This is a genomic window from Streptomyces sp. NPDC051582 (assembly GCF_040681715.1).
Lineage (GTDB): Bacteria > Actinomycetota > Actinomycetes > Streptomycetales > Streptomycetaceae > Streptomyces.
The window spans coordinates 20,563-38,756 of sequence record NZ_JBFAZJ010000039.1 but is presented as its reverse complement, the minus strand read 5'-3'; the positions used below and the strand labels follow the sequence as shown (position 1 = coordinate 38,756).

Sequence of the window (18,194 nt, the reverse complement as noted above, 5' to 3'; positions counted from 1 at the left end):
GGGCCACGTGTGGATGGGAAGGACCCGTCGACAGCGTCGGGCGGCGCCGCGGCGCCGCGTCCCGACTCCGCAAGCGGCGGCCCGTCTGGTCATGCTCAGACTCCCGATCCGCTCGGCCCCTCGGCGGCGGAGGCAGTGGAGGCGGACGCGGAGTCTTCGGTGTAGTAGCGCCGCAGGAGTTCCCGTTCGGCCTCCCGGTGCGGGAACATGAAGAAGATCAGCAGCGCGCCGAGGGCGATCGCGGCCAGGCCGACGGTGTACGCCCAGTCGTCGCCGTGGAGGAACGACTGCCGTGCCGCCGCGACGATCTGGTCGGCGTACTGCGGATGCTGCTGGGCGACCTGCCCGGCGGAGGCGAACGACTTCGTCAGCTCGCTCTGGACCTGGTCCGACACGTCCTTGCCCTCGGGGGAAGCGGCGATCGCCGCGCTGAAGGCGGAGGCGTAGCCGGCGGTGAGGAGCACGCCCATGATGGACTGCATGACGGCCCCGCCGAGGTCCCGTTGCAGGTCGGCGGTGCCCGAGGCCATGCCGGCGCGTCGTACGGGCACCGATCCGGTCAGCGAGTGGGATGCGGGTGTCCCGGCGAAGCCGGAGCCGATGCCGACGAGGACGTAGGCGAGGCCGATCTGCCAGTAGCTGCTGTCCTCGCCCCAGAACAGCAACATCCAGGCGAAGGCGAGGAAGAGGAACGCGTAACCCGTCAGCAGGGTCGTGCGGGCGCCGCGCGTCTCGACCAGCTTCGCGGACCGTGGTGCCACGAGCACCATCATCACGACGAGGGGGAGGATGGCGGCGCCGGCTTCGACCGGGTTGTATTCGAGCACGTTCTGCAGGTACTGCTGGCTGACGAACGCCGACCCCATCATGGAGCCGAACACGATGATTCCGGCGCACGCGGCGACCCAGAAGGTGCGCCGCCCGGCGACGTGGAGGTCGTACAACGGGTTGGGCGCCCGGCGCTGACGCCAGAAGAACGCCGCTCCGGCAGCCAGGGCGATCACGACGAGGCCGATGACCAGTGCCCCCTCGTCGGGGACGGCGGCGAAATTGATCGCCAGTACCAGTCCCGCGATCAGGAGGACGGACAGGATGCCGCCGAGGTCGTCCACCGGTTCGGCGGACTCGTTGGCGTGCGAGGGGACGAACAGCAGGGCCATCACCAGCGCGATCACGGCGAGGGGCAGGGTGACCAGGAACACCGATCCCCAGTAGAAGCGTTCGAGCAGCGCTCCCGCGATCACCGGCCCGAGCATGGAGATGCCTCCGCCCAGGGCCGACCACAGCGCGATCGATTTCGTCCGCCCCGGCCCCGCCCATAGGGCGGTGATCAGCGCCAGGGTGGTCGGGTAGGCCATGCCGGCCGAGAGCCCGCCGAGGATCCGGGCCAGCACGAGGACGGTGTCGTTCGGCGCGAACCCGGCGAGCAGGCAGGCGGGGACGGACAGCGCGATGCCGAGGAGCAGCAGCAGCTTGCGGCCGTGGCGGTCGCCGACCGCACCCAGATAGAGCACCGACGCGGCCAGGCCGAGCGAGTACCCCACGGCGACCATGTTCAGCGAGGTCTGGGACGAGTCGAAGGCCTTGCCGATCGCGGGCAGCGCCACGTTCGCCACCGACAGGTTCAAATTGGCCACCGCGGCAACGACGATCAGGGACGCCAAAACGAGCGACGCCCGCGCCGGAGCCTCAGGCTGAACATCGATGCGAGGCGCGCCGCTCTTCGACATGGAACCTCCGGGACGAAGTCGGGCTTGGACGGAGTCTTGCCTGATCCACCGTGCCGTGCCGCACACCGCCCCATCGGGATGACACGCCCACCTTCGCTGACGCGGTCCGCCCGCCCGCCGGTGCGACCCGCCGTTTTCGGACCGCAACGCGTGGTTGACCGGTGTCACCGCCCGTCTTGTTCGCGTACCGGATCATGAACACGGCGACCGGCCCGGACACCACGATCGGGGCCACGGGCTGACGCGACATCAGGTGGCCTGACGCGGCCCGGCTTCGCCTTCTGTCCGACCGGATGACTCCCGAAGACCTCCGGCAGTCCGCCCGGCAGCCGAGGAGAACGATCATGGCAGCGAAACAGACCGTCTACCACGTCTCACCATCCGGTGAGCGCGCAGCGGCAGCGGGCGTGAAGTGGCAGGTCGAGGGCAGAGAAGGACGCCGGAAGCTGCACGAGCCGCACCGCACCCAGAAGGACGCCATCGACGCGGCACGCCGGCACGCCGGGCAACACCAGCCCGCGCAGGTCATCGCACGGAGGAATCTTCTGAGGCGCGGTACCCGCACCGCAGGTCGCCGAGGGCCCTGCATCCCGCCGCCGTGTCGCCGCTGTCGGCGCCGACGGACGTGATCCGTCGGCAGGGCGTGCTCCCGCCCTGCGGGACCCGTCGCAATCCTGAGCTCAGGCCGGGTGGGTGGCGTTCCGGCAGGCCGGGCGGGGGCCGCGCGCTGCCGGACGGGCCGGCAGGCCGACCAGGGCTCCCAGGAGGAATCCGTACACGGACACGAGCCCGTGTCCGTTGGACTGGGTGAACCACATGGCCAAGCCGAGTACGGGCACGCCCGCCGCGAGCAGGGCCTCCTTGCCCCGCGCCTCGCCCCCTCCGGTGCGCAGGCCGCGTATGACGCGCAGGAGGAGGGCGGCGGCCAGCGTCGCTCCGAGGAAGTAGGTGGCTCCCGAACTGCCCGCGAAGTTGCGGGGGTCGGTGCTGTGGTGACCTCCCGCGCCGAACAGTGCGTCGATGTGCTCGGGCAGGAGGATCCCGGCGAGGAACAGGCCCAGGGTGAGCGGGGAGCCCCAGAACCAGTCGGCGAGGGCCGCGACGACGGCGAGGGTGGCGATGTTCCAGGCTCCGCCGAACAGGCCGCCGTTCTGCATGAAGACCGAGGTGAGGACCCGCCACCAGCCCGGCTCGGCGGGGTCGGCGCCGAGGGCGTCCATCGCACCGGACCAGCACAGCTGCAGCGCCACTCCGGCGAGGGCGAGACCGGTCAGGGCCACGGCGGCCCAGGGGATGCGCCGCCCTCGCAGCGTGTCCTCCCCGAGCCCGAGCAGGGCCAGTCCGCCTTTGAACATCAAAACCATCAGTGCCGCCGTGGTCACGTTGAACACCACTGCGTCCATCGCCACCACCCCCCTTCGATCCCCGGTCGCGTGCTTCGGGGATGAAGATATCCGGGTCCACGGTCAAATTCAAACACTGTTAGAAATTGGAGGTAGAGTGCTTCCATGAAGCTGACGCGGGAGCGGATCATCGACGCGGGCATGGCCGAGTTCGCCGAGTCCGGCTACCACGGCCTGTCCATGCGCAAGGTGGCGCAGCGTCTCGACGCGCAGGCCGGGAGCCTCTATTACCACGTGCCCAACAAGAGCGCCCTGATCCAGCTGATGGCGGACCGCGTCGCCCGCCGCGCCTACGAGGCCGGCACCGCGGCCCTGTCCGCACTGGACCCGGCAGCCCCCTGGCAGGACAGGGTCCAGGCCCAGCTCGTCACCCTCCGCGAGAGCATCCGCCTCCACCCCGGCGGCGCGGTCATGCTCGCCGACAGCCCCAAGGTCCTCAGCACCGGCGCACTTTCCCTGATGGAACGGCTCCTGGAAACCCTGCGCGACGCCGGCATCCCCGCCGGGCACGCGGCGATCGGCGCGGACGCCCTCCTGAGCCACGCCACCGGCTTCGTCCTCCAGGAGCAGAGCCAATCCCCCGCCGCGGCCGTCGGCGCCGAGGAGGCCGCGGACCTGCACGCGCGGTTCCCCCTGACCGTGGCCGCCGCCACGGCCTTCACCGAGGACGACAAGTTCAGCCGCTCCGTACAGCTGCTGTGTGCGGGACTCGCCACCCTGATGCGTTCCGGTCGGTCTCCTGCCGGAACTGACGCCGGTAGGCCGAGGGACTGACGCCCATCGTCCTGTGGAAGTGGTGCCGGAAGCCGGCGACCGTCAGGCCCACCCGGGCGGCGACCACGTCGACCGGCTGGTCCGCGGACGCCAGCAGCACGGCGCCGGCCCGGATCCGCTGCTCCGTGAGCCAGCGTCCGGGCGGCAGACCGGTCGTGTCGACGAAGCGGCGTTCGAACTGTCGTACCGACAGGTGCGCGACGCCGGCGAGTTCGCCGACGGCGAGACGCCGGTGCAGGTTGTCCAGCGCATGGCTCATGGCACTCCCGATGAGGTCGTCCGCCGGGGCCTCGACGACCACGGGATGCTCCGCGAACTGGGCCTGCCCGCCCTCGCGGTGCGCCGCCACGACCATGCGGCGCGCCACACCGGCGGCGACGGCCGAGCCGTGGTCCTTGCGGACGAGGTGCAGGCAGGCGTCGATGCCCGCGGCGGTGCCGGCCGCCGTGATGACCGGACCGTCGTCGATGTAGAGCACGGAGGCGTCGACCGTGACCTGCGGATACCGAGTCCGGAGCAGCTCGGCGTGCCGCCAGTGGGTGGTCGCCTGCCTGCCGTCCAGCAAGCCCGCGGCGGCCAGGGCGAACGCTCCGCTGCAGATCGACACCACCCGCGCTCCTCGCGCGTACGAGGCGCGCAGCGCGTCCAGTACGGCGGGCGGGACGTCACCGCGCACGTCCGGCACTCCCGGGACGATGACGGTGTCGGCGAACCGGAGCCGGTCCAGGCCGTGGTGCACCACGATGTCGAAGCCGCCCACGACCCGGTGCGGTCCGGGTGTCTCGGCGCACAACTCGAACCGGTACCAGCCCTCCACGTCCAGCTCCGGCCTCGGGACGGCGAAGACCTCGGCGACGGTGGCGAGCTCGAACGGCGCCATCCCGTCGAAGGCGAGGCAGGCGACCCGGTGATGTGCCATGGCGGGATCCTAGCGGTGGTCGTCGTTTACGACACTGCCACCCGGGCCCGGTCCAGCGGAGCCTGGTGCCATGAACCGTGACCCCCTTGGCCCCCTTGCCCCGCTCACCTTCGGCATGCTCGTGTTCGACGAGGTCGAGGTCCTCGACATGGGAGGCCCCTTCGAGGTCTTCAGCACGGCGGGCCGACTGGCCCGTACCGCCACCGACGAACCCCTGCTGCGCGTCGTGACGGTCGCGGCGGCCGCCCGGCCGGTCCGCGCCCGGGGAGGACTGATGGTCGTACCGGACCACACCCTCGACGAGGACCCGCCCTTCGACATCCTGGTGATCCCCGGCGGGGTCACCACGACCGTCGAGGACAACGCGCAGGTCATCGACTGGCTGGCCCGGCGCCACAAGACCTCCGCGCTGACCTTCAGCATCTGCACGGGCGCCTTCCTGCTGGCCGCCACCGGCGCTCTGAACGGCCGTCCGGCCACGACGCACTGGGAGGACCAGGAGGAACTGGCCGACCGCTGGCCGGACATCCGGGTGCGCCGCGACGTGCGGTGGGTCGACGACGGTGACATCGTCACGTCCGCGGGAATCAGCGCGGGCATCGACGCCAGCCTCCACATCGTCGGGCGCCTCCACGGCGTCGAACTCGCCCGCCGCACTGCCCGCCAGATGGAATACGACTGGACCCCCGCGGCCACGCCCGGCTGCCCGCGCTGCCGCCCCGGCGTGGCCCCGTGAGTGCACGAGCGACCGGCGAGCGGCAGGCTTCGTACGGAGCGCCGTCAGCGGGTGCGGCGGGGACCGCCACGGTACGGGCGGCGGCGCGAGACGGCCTCGGGGGCGGCCTCGGGGGACGAGAAGCCGCCGGCCACCGCCGCACGGGCCGCAGGCGGCGAGGCAGGGAGGGCCGAAGCAGGGGCCGGTGCCGAGGGGGAACGCGGCGGCGCTGACTGCTCGGCGCGGCCGAGGACGGCGGTGTGGGAGATCAGCGGTGCGCAGGCCTGACAGATCTCGGCCAGCGTCCAGACCTGGCCGACGGCCGGGTTGTGGATGAGGACGAGCAGGGGGGCACCGGTGCACGAGGCCCTGGTGTCCTCGTGGAATCCGCATTCGGCGGCCCGGCAGGCACACGCCGCGTGGGGGCGGACAGTGGCGAGGCGGGCGTGCGCGCGGCAGTGCTCGGCGGCGAACCGTCGCATGGCCGCCGTGTCCTTGGAGCGGGACGGCATGCGGCACGCCTCGGTGCTGCAGGTGACGGAGACGGTGTGGTCACCGTGGCCGGTCAGACGGACCGTCCACGTCCGCCCCGGGACACGGGATCCGGGAATCGTGGTCAAAGCAGAGTTGTCCGTTCACATCTGTGCGGTGGTGTGCCCACTGTTTGACAGTCTCGCGTGTGGCGAAAGCGATTGTCCCGCGGCGCCGGCGTCGGCACGGGCCCCGTAATGGTGGCCCGGTCACGCGGAGAACCGCAGCTCGGACGAGGATACCCGCCGAGCGCATGAGGCCTTTGTCGCACGCCGTTCGGCATGTGTCAACGCCTCACCGCCCGACCGGCCCTCCGTTCGAGTCGTACACGGTTGACCGTACGACCTCGCGGCCCCGCTGTCCCGGGGGTGCGGCTGCCCGGTCCCGTCCGGGCCCGGGCGGCGCGCCGAGCCCGGGCCGTGCAGCAGGGCGTCAGGTGGGTGTGTGGACGGTCTTGTTCGTCGTGGTGCCGTCTTCGTCATGAGCCTGCGACCCGGCAGGTCGTTGCGGAGCGGGCGGGGTACGGATCAGCAACGCGACCAGCACCGCGAGGGCGCCGAGCACGGCGCCGACGCCGAATCCCCACCGGACGCCCGTGGCGAGGGCCCCGGTGGTGTCGGCTCCATCGGCTGCCGCCGTGGCGGCGTGTCCCGACATGACACTGATGACCAGGGCGGTGCCGGCGGCGGCAGCGACCTGCTGGAGCGAGCCCAGGATCGCGGAGCCGTGGGGGTAGAGGTGCGGCGGCAGTACGGACAGGCCGGAGGTGAAGACGGGGGTGAAGACGAACGCCATGCCCGCGCTCAGGGCCACGTGAAGGGCCAGAATCAGCCACGGCGAGGTCCGTTCGCCGGTGAAGGCGAACAGCGCGAGGCAAAGCGCCGTGAGTGCGGCTCCGGGTACGACCAGGCGCGGTGCGCCGAGTCGGTCGTAGAGCTTGCCGACCTGCGGTCCGAGCAGGCCCATGGTCAGGCCGCCGGGGATGAGGAGCAGCCCGGTCTGCAGGGAGGTGAGGCCGCAGACCTCCTGCAGATAGATCGGCAGCAGGATGAACGCACCCATGAGGGCCATGAACGACAGGCACATCAGGCCTAGTGCCACGGAGAAATGACGAAACATCAGGGCGCGCAGGTCCAGCAGCGGGGCGGACGAGCGCTGAAGTGCCAGCTGTCGCCACACGAACAGGCCCACGAGCACGGCGCCGACCAGGGTGACGGCCTCCGCGGGCACGGGGGCCTGGGACGCGTTCTGGGCACCGAGCCCGCTCAGGCCGTAGACCAGGGCGCCGAAGCCCGCTGCCGCCAGCGGGACGGACAGCCAGTCGATGGGGACGGCCTGCGGCTCGCCGATGTTCACCAGTTTGCGCCGACCGAACATGGCCATGGCTCCGGCGATGGGAATCACGGCCAAGAACAGCAGGCGCCATGACCCCAGCTGCAGCAGCACACCGGAGACGGCCGGGCCCAGGGCGGGTGCGACGGAGATGACGAGGGTGATGTTGCCCATGACACGGCCGCGGTCGTGCGGGGGCACGAGGGTCATCAGCGTCGTCATGAGCAACGGCATCATGACGGCGGTGCCGCTCGCCTGGATGACACGGGCGGTCAGCAGTACGGGGAAGGCGGGTGCGGCCGCGGCCAGGGCCGTACCGGCGAGGAACAGGGCCATGGCGAGGCCGAAGGCGGTACGGGTCGTCACGCGCTGGAGGAACCAACCCGTCACCGGGATGACGACGGCCATGGTGAGCATGAAGGCGGTGGACAGCCACCCTGCGGCTGCGGCGGTGACCTCGAAATCGCGCATGAGCCGCGGGATCGCGTTGACCATGATCGTCTCGTTGAGGAGGACGACGAACGTGGACAGCACGAGAATCCGCAGCACGGCGGTGACGCGGGCGGGCGAGGGGACGGGTGCTTCGTGTGGTGCGGACATGGTGCCTTCCGTCATGTGGGTTTCCTCCGCGCGTGGCGGTCACACTGACAGACTGCGGCGCCGGTAAGAACTCATCGGTCTCCCCCGGCACAGGACGGGCTTTCCCTGGTCAGAGCCCTGGCACAGCATGCATCGGGATCCGGCCAGGCGAGAGCGGCAAGGCCCGGAGGGGCGTTCGGGGCCGCATAGGATGCGGGTCGGGCCGCGCACTCGGCGGCCCGTCACTGGAGGCGGCATGTTAATCGGGGAACAGATACGTGCTCTGCGCATGGAGCGCGGCTGGTCCTTGTCGCAGCTGTCCCAGCTCGTGCACTACAGCAAGAGCTACCTGAGCCGGGTGGAGAACGGCACCCGTGCCGTCACGCCCGAACTCGCACAGGTCTGCGATCAAGTGATGGACACGGACGGCACGTTCGCGCGGCTGGCCGCGGCCGAAGCGCAGGCACAGACGCTGGCACAGGCACAGGCTGCGGTACCGGAATCCTCATCGGCGCGGGCTGCGGATCCGCAGGTGCGCAGGCGTCCCGTCCCGGCCCAGCTGCCCGCCTCCGGGGAGATGTGGGGCCGCGACGCGGAGCTGGAGCGCGTCCGCGCACACCTCGCGGGGCACCGAGGACCGGCCGTGGTCGCGGTCGACGGGATGGGCGGCGTCGGCAAGACCACCTTCGCCGTCTCCGTCGCCCGGCAGCTGAGCTCCTCGTACCCCGGCGGGGTGCTCTTCGCCGACCTGCACGCGCACGGACCGGCCGGTGTCCCCGTCACCGCGGCGGACGTGGCCGCAGGACTCCTGCGCGGCCTCGGTACACCGGCGGAGGACATGGCCGGCGGGCCGGCCGAGCAGACGGCGCTGCTGCGCAGCGCTCTGACGGAGCACCAGGCGATCGTGGTGCTGGACGACGCGGAGTCGGCCGCGCAAGTGGCGCCGCTGCTGCCGGGCGCGGGCGGCAGCTTGGTGCTGGTCACGAGCAGGCGGCGGCTGGCGGGGCTGAGCATCAGACACGGCGCCCTGCGGCTGCCCCTGGGACCGCTGTCCCCCGGCGACGCCGTCTCGCTCCTGCACCGGGCACTCGACCGGGGCGCAGCGGCGCCCGGTCAGGCAGAGCCTGGGGCGAAGACGATGACGGAGGCGGAAGCGGAGGCGGAAGCGGAAGCGGAAGCGGAAGCGAAGGCGGAGGCGAAGACCGCGGCGGGCCCGGCCGCCGCAGCCGCCCCGCCCGATGACGCCGACCCGGTCCTGGCCGCGATCGCGCGGCACTGCGCGTACCTTCCGCTGGCGCTGCGGATCGCGGCCGAACGCATGGCGGAACTGGGCCCCGTGTTCGCCGCGCCGCTGGCCGAGCAACTGGGGCGGGCGGGCGAGCGATTGGACGCGCTGGCCGTGCCGGGCGAGGCCGAGACGGCCGTACGGCCGGTGCTCGCGTGGTCGTACCGCAGGCTCCCGGACGCACAGGCACGGGCCTTCCGGCTGCTGGCGCTGCACCCGGGTGCGGTGGCGGGGGTGGACGCCGTGGCGGCGCTGCTGGGCGAGCCGCCCGCCGTCGCCGCACGTCTGGTCGGCGAGTTGCAGGCCGGGCATCTGGTGGCGGAGGTGGCGCCGGGCCGGTACCGGATGCACGATCTCCTGCGGGACTACGCGAGGGAGCGCGCCGAGGCGGAGGAGTCCGGGGCGGCGCTGGAGGCCGCGACGGAACGGGTGCTCGCCTGGTACCTGCACACGAAGGAGGCTGCGGCCGATCTGCTGGTGGGGCGCGGACGGCACCGCGTGCCGATCGGCGCGCCGCCCCCCGGCTGTGAGCCGCCGCACTTCGCGTCCGTCGCGCAGGCGCTGCGGTGGTGCGAGACCGAGCAGGTGAACCTGCTGGCCTGTGTGCGGACCGCGCAGGAGGCGGGCAGCCCGGTGGCCTGGCAGCTGTCCTACGCGCTGTGGGGTTTCCTCTTCCTGCGCCACGGGCATCACGACCAGCTGGAGTCCGGGCGCCTCGCCCGCAGGGCCGCCGCACGCGAGGGCGGGTTGGTGCCCGAGGCCTGCGCCGAGCTGGTCCTGGCGAGCGCGTACGCCGGGCTGCGCCAACACGCGGCCGCCGACGGCCACTACCGCCGGTCGGTGGACCTGTTCACCGCCGCCGGGGACCAGGTCGGCGCGGGGGCCCTGCTGGTCGGGTACGCCATGTCCGCCATGCGGCAGGGGCGTGCCGCCGAGGCCGCCGGGCGCATGGACCGGGCACTGGCGCTGTTCACGGCCGCGGGCAGCGCCTGGGGCCAGATGCTGGCACTGAGCGGGATCGGCGAGGGCCTGCTCGCGCAGGGCCGGCCTCAGGAGGCGCTGGCGACGCTGGCCCGGGCGCGTGAACTCCAGCGCGCGGAGGGCGTGCTGTGGCTGGAGGCCGCGAACTGCACGCTGCGCGGGACCGCGCACCGGGAGCTGGGCGCACACGCGGAGGCCGAGGCCTGCTACCGCGACGCCCTCGACCTGCACGGCCGGACCGGGATGCGCGCGGGCACCGCTCACGCCCTGCACCAGCTCGGCATCTGCTGGGGCCTCCAGGGCCGGACGCGGCAGGCGCGGCAGGTCTGGCTTCAGGCGTGGGCCGTGTACGAATCCCTGGGGGATCCCCGCGAACAGGAGGTCCGCGACCGGCTCGCCGGGCTCCCCCCGTGCCGGGCGCCCGGCGGTGTCAGCCCTGTTCGCGGTGGCGCCGCAAGAGAGCGAGGGCGGCCAGCGACGGCGCGTCCTTGAACCTGCCCGCGGCGACGAGGTCCCAGAGCTCGGCCTCCGGGAACCACCTGGAGACCAGCCCCTCCTCCGCGTCCTCGGGCTGCGGTTCGCCGGCTTTGAGGTCTTCGGCGAGGAAGACGTGGAAGCCCTGGTCGCAGTAGCCGTACGCCTCGAAGAGATGGCCGAGGCGGACCATCCTCGCGGCGTACAGTCCGGTCTCCTCGGCCAGTTCGCCGCGGGCCAGGGCCACCGGGTCGGCGGCCGGGTCCTCCTCCCAGGAGCCTTGCGGGAACTCCCAGTACCGCCCGCGCACCGGGTAGCGGTACTGCTCCACGAGGTGGAAGCCGCCGTCTTCGTACGGAACGACCAGTGCGAAGTCCGGCTTCTCCACCACTGCGAACACGCCCTCGCGCCCGTCGTGGCGCAGGGTCCGGTCCTCCCGTACGGTCATCCAGCGGTTCTTGTACACGACGGCCGAACTCGTCGCGGTGATCTCGTGTCCGGGCTCATGGGCGGGCTCGGGGGCGGGCTGGTGTCCGGGCTCGCGGGCGGTCATCGGACGCCGCCCGGATGCCCGCACGCCGGCCGGACGCCGTCCAGGAGCGTCGTGCCCATGTGTCCGTTGCTCGTCAGCAGCGCTCCCGACATGAGGTCGTGCCTTCCCTCCAGATCGCACCAGGAACCGCCGGCCTCCGCGACGATCAGCGAAGGCGCCGCGACGTCCCACACCGATGTGCCCACGGACAGGGCGCCGTCGGCGGCGCCTTCCGCGACCAGCATGTGGCCGTAGAAGTTCCCGATGCCCCACGCCGTGCGGAAGCCCGAGGCGAAGGCGCCGAGGGCGGCCATCCCCTCCGGTGTGTACTCGTGGGCGCCGCCGTAGCAGAAGGAGGCCTCGGAGCGTCGGGCCACCGCGGAGACCCGCAGCCGCCGGCCCTCGCCGTCATGGGCTCCGCGCCCCCGGCTCGCCGACCAGCTGCGCCCCAGCGCCGGGGCGCAGACCGCGGCGTCCATCACCTGGCCGCCCGACCGCCAGGCGACGAGGACGCCCCAGACGGGGACTCCCCGACGGAAGTTCTCCGTCCCGTCGACGGGGTCGACGATCCAGTGGCCGGAGTCCGAGGCGCTTCCGCCGTACTCCTCGCCCATCACCTCCTCGCCCGGGGCGAGTTCGGCGAGCACGCGGCGGACGTGTTCCTCGGTCGCGAGGTCGGCCTCCGTCACCAGGGAGCCGTCGTCCTTCGACCAGTGGCGCACCTGGGGCCGCTCGAAGTAGACGAGGGCCGTCTCGGATGCCCGCCGTGCCACCTCACGGGCGAGGTGGAGTCGCTCAGAGGTCATGGTAGGAGGACCCGTCGATCTCAAGGCGCCCGATCAGCTCCTTGCAGAAGTCGTCGTTGGGGCCCATGAGCGAGGCGGCGAGCGCGTCGCGCAGATGCCGCTCGATGGGCAGGAAGCCGCGCGAGTACGCCACCCCGCCGCTCGCCATCATCGCCTCCTGCGCGATCTCGGCCGCCGCTTCCGCCGCCGCCACCTTGGTGGCGGTCATCAGCACGGCCATCTCGTCGAGGCCCTGCTCCTCGTCGATGGCCCGGGCCAGGCCCTCCACGAGACCGCGGGTCGCCTCCAGGCGGATCGCCATGGTGCCGATGTGCCGCCGCGCGATGGGGTACTGGCTGAGGTTCGCGCCGAAGCCGCTGGGGTTGCCGCTGTACCGGCGGGTGCGGATCCGGTCCAGGCAGGCCCGGTAGGCGGCGGTGGCGATGCCCAGGTAGGCGGCCGAGACGCCCAGGTGGTAGAGCGGCTGGTTCGCCTCGTTGTACGTGCGCAGCCCGGCTCCCTCGGACCCGGAGTAGAGCAGGGCGTCCTCCCCTACGTCCGCCCGGAAGGTGATCCAGGTGCTGCTGTTGCCCGCCAGGCCCAGTCCCTTCCACTCCCCGCTCTCGATGCGGCCCTCGTCGGCCCGGATGGCGAAGACCGCGTGGTCGCGGTCGTTGTCGGATCCCGGGGTACGGGTGGAGACGACGTACAGGTCGGCGTGGCCGGCCGAGGTGGAGAAGCTCTTGTCGGCCTCGATCCGGTAACCGCCGTCGATGCGTTCGGCGGTGCTCTCGACCGACCACCACTGGGAGCCGGAGCCGGGTTCGCTGATGGCCTCGGTCACCAGCAGCCGCTCCTCGCGGATCCGCGACAGGTAGCCGCTGCGCGACCTCCCCTGCGCAAGCGCGAGGAAGGAGTTCAGCGCGGTCACGTGCATCACGTAGACCATGGCCGTGGAGGCGCATGCCGTGGCCAGGCGCAGTACGACGTCGCCGAGTTCGGCCGCGCTCGCCCCGGCTCCACCGTCCTCGACGGGGATGGTGAGGGCCAGCAGGCCGATGTCGGCCAGGGCGCGGACGGCCTCCTCGGGGAAGAGCCCCTTCTCGTCGACCTCGCGGGCCCTGGGGGCCACGACGTCCCGGATGACCTCGTCCAGCAAGGCCGACCGGGCGGCGCGGCCCGCGGAGTCACCGATCATCTTCATCTCCAGTTCCGTGTTTCATGAGTGCTCCGGGCATCGGCCCCGGTGCCAGGGCCGCGCCGACGACTCCGGCGCGGCGGCCCAGAGCGGTCGGGACGATCCGGCACGCGGCGGCCGTGGCCGGCATCGTGAGTCGGTTCGCGGTCCGTGTCAGGCGGGGACCGAAGAGGTCCCACGCGGCGGCCATGCCACCGCCCACCACGACGATTTCGGTATTGAGGAGGTTCACGGCGGTGGCGATGCCCACGCCCAGCCATTCACCCGCCCGTACGAAGGCCTCCCGGGCGAGGGGATCTCCGGCGCGGGCGGCCGCGGCCACGGCGGCGGCGCCCGCCACCGGTTGACCGGTGCGCTCGCCGTACCAGCGGGCCACCGCGGTTCCCGAGGCCAGCTGCTGGAGGCAGCCGCGGCCGCCGCACGGACAGCGGGGGCCGTCCGGCAGGATCGGCATGTGGCCGACCTCGCCGGCCGTTCCGCTGCTGCCGGCGAACAGGGCGCCCCCGGCGACGAGGCCGCCGCCGACGCCGGTGCCCACGAACACGCCCAGCGCGCTGTGGGCGCCGCGGGCCGCGCCGTGCAGCCATTCGCCGATGAGGGCGGCGTTCGCGTCGTTGACCACGTGGGTGACGTGCACCGGGCCGAGGTCGATGTCCCGGGGGTCCAGGCCGATGAGGTCCTCCGCGCCGGGCGCGGAGGACACCAGGCCCGTCAGGGGGTCGAGGTGGCCGGGAACGGCGATGCCCGCGCCCGTCACGGGCATGCCCGCCGCGATCGCCGGGCCGATCAGGCCGTCGGCCGTCTCCGCCAGCTGACCGCGCAGGTCGGGGCCGCGGGGTACGTCCACGAGCGGAAACGGCGAGGACCCGTCGGCCCGCACCAGTGCGGCCCGCAGAGCGGTTCCCCCGATGTCCACGCCCAGCACGAGACCGGCCGTCATCCGAGACCCACGGGGAGCCCGCCCTGGCTTGCCGACCGGTAGGCCGCCTCGGTGATCCGTACGGTGGAGAGCGCCTCGTCCAGGGGGCGGTCCCACTGCGTGCGGTCGCCGACGGCCTCGGTGAAGTCGGCGAACATCGCGGCGAACCACTCCTCGTGCGTGGAACTGGCCGTGGGCGGGGTCAGACCGCGTTCGACGCGTCCGGCGGGTCCGTCCGTGACCACCAGGTCGTCACGGATCTCCACGGTCCGGAGCCCGCCGGCGAGGCGGTAGCGGTTGCTCCGCACCTCGCTGATCCAGCTGAGGGCGATCTCGCAGATGCCGTTCGGGAACTCCAGCCGGAGGTCTGCCCGTACGTCCACGGCGCGGTCCCCCGCGGCCTGTTCGTCGCGGACCATCAGGCAGGCGACCTTGTCGGGGACGGCCCCGAACAGGCGGGTGGCCATGTAGACGCAGTGCGTTCCGTGGTCCAGCAGGATGCCGCCGCCGGCCACGGCGGCGTCGGTGCGCCAGTCCGCCTGCCACGCCCGGACGCCGACGGCGTGCCGGGGGCGCAGGATCTCGATCGCCAGTTCCATGGGGACGTTGCCCGCCGCTCGGGGAACGGCTTCGGTCAGCGCTTCCATCATGGGCGAGAAGGCGTAGTTGTGGACGGGGTAGAACAGCCTGCCCCGCTGCCGGGAGAGCGTGACCAGCTCGTGTGCGGCGGCGCTGGTGAAGGCCACGGGCTTCTCGCAGATCACGTGGTGGCCTGAGGTCAGCGCGGCGCGTGCGTGGGGAACGTGGAAGACCGGCGGTGCGCAGATGTCGACGACGTCGGCGACCCCGTCGGCGAGCAGGGCATCGAGGTCGGCGTAGACCGCCAGTCCGGGCGAGAGGGCGGTGGCGCGCGCCCGCCGCTGGGGCGAGGGGTCGACCACGGCGACGACCGAGGCGTTGGGGACCGGGCGGTAGGCGGCGATGCGCGCCTCGCCGGCGGTGCCGAACCCCACGAGGGCGACCTTCATCGTGCACCTCCGCAGCGCGGCGCCGGCGAGGGGACGGCCCGCAGGGTGCGGCAGATGATGTCGATGGCCTCGGCGGCCTGGTCCTCGTCCACGGTGAGCGGCGGGTACAGGCGCAGGGTGTTGCCGCCCGTCATGACCAGCACGCCGGCTTCGAGCAGCGCGAGGTAGACCTGCCGGATCGTCGCCGCGTCGGCGGGCTCCTTCGTCCGTTTGTCCACGACCAGCTCGATGCCCAGGGCCAGGCCGAGGCCGCGGACGTCGCCGACCAGCGGGGCGCTGTCCACCAAGGGCCGGAGCGCGTCCAGGAACAGCTTGCCGAGCCGTGTCGCCCGGTCGGCCAGGTTCTCCTCCCGGATGATCTCGACCGTCGTGGCGACGGCGCGGCAGGCCATGGGGAACGCCCCGAAGCTCGACGAACTGGCGCTGGGCTCGCTGAACGGGGCGGCGGACATCGTCTCTGCCGAGGCGATGACGCCGGAGACCGGGTAGCCGGCGCCCATGCCCTTGCCCACCGTGACGATGTCGGGGACGACCGGTTCGTGCTGGAAGGCGAACGACTCGCCGGTCCTGCCGAATCCGGTCATCATCTCGTCGTCGATCAGCACCGCGTCGAACTCCCGGGCCACGGAGGCGAGCGCGGGGAGGTATCCCGGCGGGGGTACGACGTTGCCCGAGCGGCCCTGCACCGGTTCCACGACGATCGCCGCCAGGGCGCCGGTCGACTGCTGCTTGATCACTTCCCGGGCGCTGTCCACGCAGGCCAGCCCGCAGCCGGGGTAGGTGAGTTTGAGGGGGCAGCGGTAGCAGTTCGCGTACGGGGCGCTGAAGTTGCCGGTGGGCAGCGGGCCCAGCTTGGACCGGGCGCTGCCCGTGGTCAGGGCGAGACTGCCCATGGTCTTGCCGTGGAAGCCGCCCCAGAAGGAGAGGAACTCGTGCTTCCCGGTGACCGACTTGGCGAGCCGCAGCGCGGCCTCCACGGCCTCCGTGCCGCCGCTGTAGAGCTGGATGCGGTCGAGCGGGGCCGGCAGGTATTCCTGGAGGGCCCGGACCATGTCCAGCCGTGCCGCGGAGCCGAAGGCGCCCGCCGTCCACGTGGTCAGCTGGCGGGTCATCTCCTCGACGAGGCGGGGGTTGGCGTGCCCGATCGAGTTGACCCCGCCCGCGCCCTGGAAGTCGAGGACCCGGTTCCCGTCCTGGTCGGTGATGACCGCGCCGTCGGCCGACTCGACGCAGAAGCGCGCCCACAGCATGACTGCCTGCAGCCCGGGGCCGATGGTCTCCTGTTCCGCCGCCCAGTGCGCCCGGGAGCGCACGGCCGGTGCCCGCATTCCCCAGGCGGCGGGCTCGATGCTGCCTTCGCGAGTCATTCCTGCTCCGATCGGGACGTGTCGTTCGTGGTGCCGAGGGGCCGGGGCCGACCCCCGTGGGTACGGCCCCGGCCCGGTGTGAGCGGGATCAGATCCGGCTCTCCCAGAGACGCATCTCCTGGATCTTCTTGATCGCGTCGAGCTTGGTCATGGTGTACACCTCCTTTCTGTCCTCGGATGGGGTGTACCGGCTCCCCAAGGGGTCGGGGCCGGCGTTCGGCGCGGAAATCGTGGGATTTCCGCAAGCTTTTTCAGTGCGCGGGGCGCAGGTCGAGGTAGTCGACGGTCTTGCGCCTGCCGTCCGGGAGGAATTCATCCGGTCCGACGATACGAAGGGCGACGGACCGGTCGGCCAGTTCCCGGGTCAGGAGATCACGCATCCCGGAAAGCATCTCGTCCTGGAAGTCCGGCGAAGGCTGGATCCGGACCGTGAATTCCGATTCGGATTCCCGGGCGATCTGGAATCGCAGGAGAGGGTAGCGGCGAAGAATTCGCGTCACTCCGCTGAGCCTGACCTGGGAACCGTCCGCGAAGGATACGATTCCGGTCCCGCGGCCGACCAGGCCGGTGATCACCTGACTCAGGTTCCCGCAGGGGCATTCGGGAGAAATTACCGCTCCAAGATCACCTGTACGGTACCTTATCAGCGGCATAACGTCGTTGTGAAGACCGGTGACGACAATTTCTCCGGAAATTCCCGGAGCCACCGGATTTCCGTCCGAATCGACTACTTCAACATACACCTTGTCCTCCACATGGTAGGCACCATGGAGGCATTGCACGGCAATGTTGCCGAATTCATACATGGCATAGAAGTCGATGACCCGCGCCGTGGCGAAAGTGGTTTCAAGGTATCCCCGCACTGCGGCGGACACGTATTCCCCGAACGTCGCCACCAGTCGGGGAGACACGCCGACGCCGGCCGCATCGAGGGCCTGCGCCAGGGCCACGCAGTCGGAGGGGTGCCCGTACACCACGTCGGGATCGAACTTCCGGACGCGTTCGAGGAGTTCGGCCCGGTCCTCGTAGGCCGCGGTGCCGAATTCGGCGACGACGGAATACCCCTTCGCCGGCGATTCGTACTCGGTCCACGGGAGGGGGACGGTCTTCATCGGCATGAGGATGCGGCGCCGGCCGGGCAGCCCGGACTCCCGGTTCCTGCGCAGCGCGGCCGCGTACTCGGACGCGATGAAGTCCAGGCTGTGGATGACCTTCAGCGGCATGCCGGTGGTTCCGGAGGTGGTGCCGAACCGGCATTCGTCGGGGTCGATGTCGTCACTGCAGAAGTCCGCCAGCCGGTCCCTGAGGTCGCTCTTGTCCACCAGCGGGAAGCGGGCCAACGCCGCCAGCGGGTCGTCGAAGTCCTCGCCGGACAGTCCGACCGTGCGGTACGCCGGGACGTCCCGCACCGCCCGCGCGAGGGTTGCGGCAAGGCGTTCCGCGAACTCCTGCGGCTGCTCTTCGGAGCGGGACAGCGCTCTGATCCGGTCGACCAGCAGCGCTTCCTGCGCCGCGGTCGATGCGAGGACCGCCCGGTAACTCGCCTGTATGTCATCGTCGGTTGTCGGAATCATGGAACTTCCCCACGGCTCGTGCATGGTCGGTGCGGTTGGACGGGGTCGGGGTTCGCTGTTGGCCACTG

16 protein-coding genes are annotated in these 18,194 nt (G+C 71.8%); 4 read left to right on the top strand and 12 right to left on the bottom strand.

The annotated features are described in order from the left end of the window. Positions 1-95: 95 nt before the first annotated feature. Positions 96-1,730 (bottom strand): MFS transporter, encoded by a 1,635-nt coding sequence (locus AB0M92_RS34400; protein WP_366106291.1) that lies wholly within the window; start codon positions 1,728-1,730, stop codon positions 96-98. A 293-nt stretch (positions 1,731-2,023) separates the two neighbouring features. Between AB0M92_RS34400 and AB0M92_RS34395 the strand changes: the two genes are divergently transcribed. Next, on the top strand, positions 2,024-2,359 hold the full coding sequence (locus tag AB0M92_RS34395) for a DUF2188 domain-containing protein (protein ID WP_366106290.1): 336 nt from the start codon (positions 2,024-2,026) through the stop codon (positions 2,357-2,359). A 51-nt stretch (positions 2,360-2,410) separates the two neighbouring features. On the opposite strand, the gene AB0M92_RS34390 is transcribed toward AB0M92_RS34395, so the two are convergent. Next, positions 2,411-3,133, bottom strand: a complete 723-nt coding sequence (locus AB0M92_RS34390) for a hypothetical protein (protein WP_366106289.1) — start codon at positions 3,131-3,133, stop codon at positions 2,411-2,413. A 105-nt stretch (positions 3,134-3,238) separates the two neighbouring features. Between AB0M92_RS34390 and AB0M92_RS34385 the strand changes: the two genes are divergently transcribed. After that, positions 3,239-3,907 (top strand): TetR/AcrR family transcriptional regulator C-terminal domain-containing protein, encoded by a 669-nt coding sequence (locus AB0M92_RS34385; RefSeq protein WP_366106288.1) that lies wholly within the window; start codon positions 3,239-3,241, stop codon positions 3,905-3,907. Here AB0M92_RS34385 and AB0M92_RS34380 read toward each other — a convergent pair. Beyond that, the gene (locus AB0M92_RS34380; RefSeq protein ID WP_366106287.1) at positions 3,810-4,826 is read right to left on the bottom strand and encodes a helix-turn-helix domain-containing protein; all 1,017 of its coding nucleotides are present in this window, start codon (positions 4,824-4,826) and stop codon (positions 3,810-3,812) included. The genes AB0M92_RS34385 and AB0M92_RS34380 overlap by 98 nt on opposite strands. Before the next feature lie 70 nt (positions 4,827-4,896). On the opposite strand from AB0M92_RS34380, the gene AB0M92_RS34375 reads away from it, so the two are divergent. Then, the gene (locus AB0M92_RS34375) at positions 4,897-5,562 is read left to right on the top strand and encodes a DJ-1/PfpI family protein (protein WP_366106286.1); all 666 of its coding nucleotides are present in this window, start codon (positions 4,897-4,899) and stop codon (positions 5,560-5,562) included. Between the two features lie 44 nt (positions 5,563-5,606). Here AB0M92_RS34375 and AB0M92_RS34370 read toward each other — a convergent pair whose 3' ends face one another. Beyond that, a complete protein-coding gene (locus AB0M92_RS34370) occupies positions 5,607-6,161 on the bottom strand; it encodes a hypothetical protein (RefSeq protein WP_366106285.1) in 555 nt (184 codons plus the stop codon). Positions 6,162-6,504: 343 nt separating this feature from the next. Beyond that, positions 6,505-8,019: a DHA2 family efflux MFS transporter permease subunit gene (locus AB0M92_RS34365; protein WP_366106284.1), complete on the bottom strand. Its 1,515-nt coding sequence runs from the start codon at positions 8,017-8,019 to the stop codon at positions 6,505-6,507. Between the two features lie 220 nt (positions 8,020-8,239). Here AB0M92_RS34365 and AB0M92_RS34360 point away from each other — a divergent pair, with 220 nt between their 5' ends. Next, positions 8,240-10,741 carry a helix-turn-helix domain-containing protein gene (locus AB0M92_RS34360; protein ID WP_366106283.1) on the top strand — a complete coding sequence of 834 codons (2,502 nt, stop codon included), beginning with the start codon at positions 8,240-8,242 and terminating at the stop codon, positions 10,739-10,741. Here AB0M92_RS34360 and AB0M92_RS34355 read toward each other — a convergent pair. The 7 genes from AB0M92_RS34355 to AB0M92_RS34325 all read right to left on the bottom strand — a co-directional run bounded on the left by AB0M92_RS34355 (position 10,680) and on the right by AB0M92_RS34325 (position 18,126). Next, the gene (locus tag AB0M92_RS34355) at positions 10,680-11,276 is read right to left on the bottom strand and encodes an NUDIX hydrolase (RefSeq protein ID WP_366106282.1); all 597 of its coding nucleotides are present in this window, start codon (positions 11,274-11,276) and stop codon (positions 10,680-10,682) included. The two genes, AB0M92_RS34360 and AB0M92_RS34355, sit on opposite strands and share 62 nt — an antisense overlap. Continuing rightward, entirely contained in the window at positions 11,273-12,061 is a 789-nt protein-coding gene (locus AB0M92_RS34350; RefSeq protein WP_366106281.1) for an inositol monophosphatase family protein, read from the bottom strand. The genes AB0M92_RS34355 and AB0M92_RS34350 overlap by 4 nt, the downstream gene beginning before the upstream one ends. After that, positions 12,051-13,244: an acyl-CoA dehydrogenase family protein gene (locus tag AB0M92_RS34345; protein ID WP_366106280.1), complete on the bottom strand. Its 1,194-nt coding sequence runs from the start codon at positions 13,242-13,244 to the stop codon at positions 12,051-12,053. The genes AB0M92_RS34350 and AB0M92_RS34345 overlap by 11 nt, the downstream gene beginning before the upstream one ends. Beyond that, the gene (locus tag AB0M92_RS34340; protein WP_366106279.1) at positions 13,228-14,178 is read right to left on the bottom strand and encodes an ROK family protein; all 951 of its coding nucleotides are present in this window, start codon (positions 14,176-14,178) and stop codon (positions 13,228-13,230) included. Before AB0M92_RS34340 ends, AB0M92_RS34345 begins: the two co-directional genes overlap by 17 nt. Continuing rightward, complete coding sequence (locus AB0M92_RS34335; RefSeq protein WP_366106278.1) at positions 14,175-15,185, bottom strand: Gfo/Idh/MocA family oxidoreductase; 1,011 nt, start codon at positions 15,183-15,185, stop codon at positions 14,175-14,177. Before AB0M92_RS34335 ends, AB0M92_RS34340 begins: the two co-directional genes overlap by 4 nt. Further along, positions 15,182-16,552, bottom strand: a complete 1,371-nt coding sequence (locus AB0M92_RS34330) for an aspartate aminotransferase family protein (RefSeq protein ID WP_366106277.1) — start codon at positions 16,550-16,552, stop codon at positions 15,182-15,184. Before AB0M92_RS34330 ends, AB0M92_RS34335 begins: the two co-directional genes overlap by 4 nt. A 251-nt stretch (positions 16,553-16,803) precedes the next feature. Further along, positions 16,804-18,126, bottom strand: a complete 1,323-nt coding sequence (locus AB0M92_RS34325) for an AMP-binding protein (RefSeq protein WP_366106276.1) — start codon at positions 18,124-18,126, stop codon at positions 16,804-16,806. Positions 18,127-18,194 lie beyond the last annotated feature (68 nt).